Source organism: Flavobacterium sp. (assembly GCF_044373165.1).
Taxonomy (GTDB): domain Bacteria; phylum Bacteroidota; class Bacteroidia; order Flavobacteriales; family Flavobacteriaceae; genus Flavobacterium.
Genome location: NZ_JBILQL010000133.1, coordinates 1 through 3,125 on the forward strand (window position 1 = coordinate 1; position 3,125 = coordinate 3,125).

General features: G+C 33.3%; 2 protein-coding genes and 1 tRNA gene. All 3 read left to right on the plus strand.

Translation table 11 applies throughout. The features are described from left to right. The coding region (gene rpsA, locus ACIQ32_RS11595; RefSeq protein WP_396195844.1) for a 30S ribosomal protein S1 at positions 1-1,788 on the plus strand (1,788 nt) is incomplete at its 5' end. A 40-nt stretch (positions 1,789-1,828) separates the two neighbouring features. After that, a complete protein-coding gene (locus ACIQ32_RS11600; RefSeq protein WP_396195845.1) occupies positions 1,829-2,818 on the plus strand; it encodes a DUF3078 domain-containing protein in 990 nt (329 codons plus the stop codon). Positions 2,819-2,917: 99 nt separating this feature from the next. After that, positions 2,918-2,992 (plus strand) — tRNA-Glu (locus tag ACIQ32_RS11605). Positions 2,993-3,125 lie beyond the last annotated feature (133 nt).

Sequence of the window (3,125 nt, forward strand, 5' to 3'; positions counted from 1 at the left end):
CCGTCTAAAAACACAGCTCATGACGAATTTGACTGGTCTGTTAGTAAAAAAAATGTTACTAAATATGACGAAACCACTCATAAGCAATATGAGGAAATGTATGTAAATACGCTTACAACAATTAAAGAATACGAAATCGTATCTGGTAAAGTTGTAGGAATCACAAATGCTGACGTTGTATTAAACGTTGGATTCAAATCAGACGGATTAGTTCCACTTTCTGAATTCAGAGATGTTGAGAATTTATCAATCGGACAAGAGTACGAAGTGTATGTAATGAGCAAAGAAGATAAAAAAGGTCACCTTATTTTATCTCGTAAAAATGCTAAATTATTCAAAGCATGGGAAAATATCAAAAATGCACATGCTACGGAAGAAATCGTTACTGGTTTGATTATGAGTAAAACAAAAGGTGGTTTGATTGCCAATGTATTTGGTTTAGAAACCTTCTTACCGGGTTCTCAAATCGATGTGAAACCAATTACAGATTACGATCAGTATGTTGGTAAAACATTAGATCTTAAGATTGTTAAAATTAACGAATTAATCAAAAATGCGGTTGTTTCTCATAAAGCGCTTATCGAAGCGGATTTAGAAGGACAAAGAGCTGAAATTATCGGTCAATTAGAAAAAGGACAAGTTCTTGAAGGACTTGTTAAAAACATTACAGACTTCGGTGCATTTATGGACTTAGGTGGTGTTGATGGTTTATTATATATCACAGATATTTCGTGGGGTCGAATTTCGCATCCTTCTGAAGTGCTTGAAGTAAATCAAAAAGTAAACGTTGTAGTTTTAGATTTTGATGACGACAAACGAAGAATTTCATTAGGTATGAAACAATTAAGCAAACATCCATGGGAAGAAATGGCTGATAAACTTGTTGTTGGAGAAACCGTAACTGGAAAAATTGTAAACGTTGAAGATTATGGTGCATTCTTAGAAGTTTGCCCTGGTGTAGAAGGTTTAATTCACGTTTCAGAATTATCTTGGAGCAATCAACCAATGAATAGCAAAGAATTCTTCAAAATTGGAGATGTTCATACAGCAAAAATCATGACCGTTGATAATGATGATCGTAAAATGAGTTTATCAATCAAACAACTTCAAGAAGATCCTTGGATGAAAGTTGCTGATAAATTTACAAAAGGAAGTCGTCATTCAGGTGTTGTTAAAAACATCACAAACTACGGTGTATTTGTTGATTTAGTAGAAGGTGTTGGAGGAATGGTTCACATTAGCGATTTAAGCTGGACAAAACGTTTCAACCACCCATCTGATTTCACAAAAGTTGGCGATACTTTAGAAGTTGTTATCTTAGAAATTGATAATGAAACGCGTAAAATTTCTTTAGGACACAAACAAATCGAAGAAGATCCATGGGATACGTTCGAAGGTGTTTTCCCAGTAGGTAGCGAGCATGAAGCAACTGTAATCCGTAGAGATGAAAAAGGTGCTGAAGTTTTATTACCATATGGTTTAGAAGCATTTGCTCCTACAAGACACGCTAAAAAAGAAGATGGTTCTATCGTAGATGTCGATCAAAAATATACATTCAAAATTATTGAATTCGATAGAAATGATAAAAGAATCATCGTTTCTCATACAAAAGTTTGGGAAGAAGAAGTGTTAGAAGCTAAAAATGCAGAAATCAACGAAAAGAAAGCAGAGTCTAAAAAGACAAAACAAGCGGTTCAGAAATTGAACCAGTCTATTGACAAAGCTACTTTAGGAGATTTAGATTCTTTACAACAACTTAAAGAACAAATGGACAATGATAAGAAGTAATAATTTAAAAAATTACTTAACAAAAAACACTACTTTGGTAGTGTTTTTTGTTTTAAGTAACCTTATGAATGCTCAAGATAGCACATTAAATACCAAAATTTCGGAATTAGAAAAAGAAAAATCTAAAATTGAAACCGAAATAAACGAACTTAAAAAGCAGCTTCCCGTTCCGGTAAAACCAACATGGACGTTTAAAGGTAACTTTTCTGCGAATATTGGTCAAACCATGCTCAGCAATTGGGCCGCTGGTGGTTTTAGTAGTTTCAATTTCCAAGCTATAGGTCATGCCGAAGCCAATTATGAAAAAGGACGACATACTTGGTTAAATTCTATTGATGCTCGAATTGGTTTTGTGAAAAATTATGATCCATCTAAGGATGTGGATTTACCTTTATTTAAAAATGCCGATCAATTCTTGATTTCAAGTACATATAATTACTCTATGTCCGAAAAAAGTCAATGGAGTTATGCATTTTTAATGAATTTTGGTTCTCAATTTATAAAAACATGGGATGCCAATAATTCGGAGTTATTAGTGTCTGATTTCTTTGCTCCTGCGGTTTTAAATATTTCACCAGGTTTAACTTGGAAACCAAAATCGTATTTAACGGTATTTATGACCCCGGCTTCCGGACAGTTTAACTTTGTTTATAATGACTTTTTAATTCAAAGAGCCGAAGGCGCTTTTGGTAATAAACAAAATCAAAACATCCGATCAGAGTTTGGAGCGAGAGTGGATGCCATTTTTGAGAAAGAAGTTATCAAAAATCTATCTCTTCGTAGTCGTTTGCAATTATTCAACAACTATACAAGAAGTGACAGAGATCCGTCAGGAAATACAAGAAGATGGAATGTAGACATTACTTCACAAACGGATATTTTTTATAAAATAACAAAAAGTATTGCGTTAAATTTCAGTTGGTTGATGATCTACGATGATGATATTTTAATTACATCTAAAACAGGTGAAAAACGCCCTATTCTTCAGATTCGTGAAGCTTTTGGAATTGGTTTTACATATGGTTTTTAAGTTCAACATAACGCTTGAAAAAATCAAAAGTGTAAAAATATGTTAAAATGTTTGACATAAAAAAAAACTCATTATATTTGCACTCGTTTTCAGAAACACGCACCGTTCGTCTATCGGTTAGGACTCCAGGTTTTCATCCTGGCAAGAGGAGTTCGATTCTCCTACGGTGTACCAACAAAGCCAACATCCATGATGTTGGCTTTTATTTTATATATCAAATACTATGAAAAATAAAGCGCTCCATTATTTCATACATTTAGGTTTATTTGTTTGCATTAGTTTAATCATATTTTATCCAATTTCAATA